The organism is Erwinia psidii (genome assembly GCF_003846135.1).
Taxonomy (GTDB): domain Bacteria; phylum Pseudomonadota; class Gammaproteobacteria; order Enterobacterales; family Enterobacteriaceae; genus Erwinia; species Erwinia psidii.
Window position 1 is genome coordinate 1 of the sequence record NZ_RHHM01000038.1, and the last position, 1,777, is coordinate 1,777.

Consider the following 1,777-nt stretch of genomic DNA (forward strand, 5'->3'; position numbering starts at 1 on the left):
TCATTCGTCCCTTTCACACCAGAGAACGCGCTTTTGTCCACCCATGATGCAACATCAGTTAATTTCCATGTATAGGTGACGCGAACAACTTTCTGATTACCATTACCCGGCTCAGTCCATTCCTTCACTTCATCAACAACACGGCGACCAATACAAACACCTTCTTTGGCATCCCAGATTTTGGCTTGTTTACCTTTATCTGTTATCCCAGGCGTATTGTTATCCCAGCCTTTAACAAAGGCCATTAAGCCCTGCTCTACAAGGCCGTCGAGGATCACTGAACCTGTTCCAGTCCCTGTTTCATCAAATCGTGGTTTGGAGAGCTGAACAGGGAATGTGACATTGTTGTTTCGTAGTGAGAAACAACTTTTAGATTGACCAATCTTCGCATTGATCGCTTTCTCAAAGTCGCCTTTTTCACCACATCCCGCCAGAGCCAACGCAGCACCTGCCATAAGTAAGATCTTTTTCATCTTCATATCCCTTCAATGTTAACCAACTGACTGTTCATGGCAGGAATGAAAGCAAAAGAGATCCCACTTCGAACCGGATCACACCCGATCCACAAACAGTCTGTTTAACCAATTGATAGAATTGAATTATTTTCACTGTTCGTCATATCGTTTAAATCGATCAATAAAAAACAAATGATAGCTACAGACTATCAAAAGTAAATTATCGATCGATTGAATCAATTAAAATACCGATCAATTTTTTGCATTTAATCGTTAGAAACTATCAATAACATTACATTGATCTTTTAAATCAATTAATTGTGAGCGACGGTTCACCGCAGTTGGCGTGCCTTCTGAATGTCTGAGGAGTTAAGGAGTTAAGGAGTTAAGGAGTTAAGGAGTTAAGGAGTTAAGCAACACACGAGGTGTCCTGTGGGTAAATAATTGAAAGCCGCGCCCTCAGACGCGGATACAAACTCATTTATACGACCAGAGGCTAACTCTTAAAGCCGGATTTACCATTCGCTTGACGCCATTCTTTAACTTCTTGAACAACGCCTTCGGGGCTATCATCTTTCCCATCCTCTGGGTAGAAGATAAGGTCGGAGCCTGTTGGATGTTCAGCAAGTCGCCTAAACTGCCTGACTCGGCGATTATCGTCCTCTTCTGTTGGCCCTTCAGCATTATAAATTTTACGAACTAAATCTAAAAATTCGCTTTCTGTATAATCAGATAATAATTTTTTATCGCCCATATTATTTACTCTGCCTCGTTGAATGAATATCGATATGCCTCTTAGGTGAAGTTATTCCCATGTTATCGACATTATAAACCTCCCCACCTTTACTTATTGGAATAATATGATGGATTTCATAACGTTCTCTTCCTCCAGCACGATCCTGTTCTCGTGTGAAGGGAGAGTTCCCATTGCGTATATGAATTTTGTTACTACCCCGGAACTGGCTTGATAGTTCAGTATCTTTTGAAACCTCTAACCAAAACGCCTTACGGAATTGGTCAAAGTTTGCAAAAGTTCGTCCTCGCAACTTGTCAGCAATCTGGCAGGGGACAGGAGAACCATTACCTGTGCCAGCGTCCGACAGCCATATCCCGCTAATCTTCTGACCTTTACCGGTAACTTGTCCGGGATTATTACGTAGATATATATAGATTGGCGGAATATAGGGCAATGGCAGATAAAGAATATAATCCGCAAAGCTTTTCTCTTCCGGTGCCGGGGTGGTTGTTGCCTTGATGCGGGTATCTTCCGGCAATGGATCAACAACAACCGGATTTGGTATCCTTATTGGGTTCTGGTTGCC

2 protein-coding genes and 1 pseudogene are annotated in these 1,777 nt (G+C 42.3%); all 3 read right to left on the bottom strand.

From position 1 onward, the window contains the following. The coding region (locus EB241_RS20725) for a hypothetical protein (RefSeq protein ID WP_124234941.1) at positions 1-473 on the bottom strand (473 nt) is incomplete at its 3' end. 478 nt (positions 474-951) lie between these two features. Further along, the gene (locus tag EB241_RS20730; protein ID WP_124234942.1) at positions 952-1,209 is read right to left on the bottom strand and encodes a bacteriocin immunity protein; all 258 of its coding nucleotides are present in this window, start codon (positions 1,207-1,209) and stop codon (positions 952-954) included. Between the two features lies 1 nt (position 1,210). Continuing rightward, positions 1,211-1,777 (bottom strand): annotated as a pseudogene (locus EB241_RS20735) (S-type pyocin domain-containing protein); the annotation flags it as partial.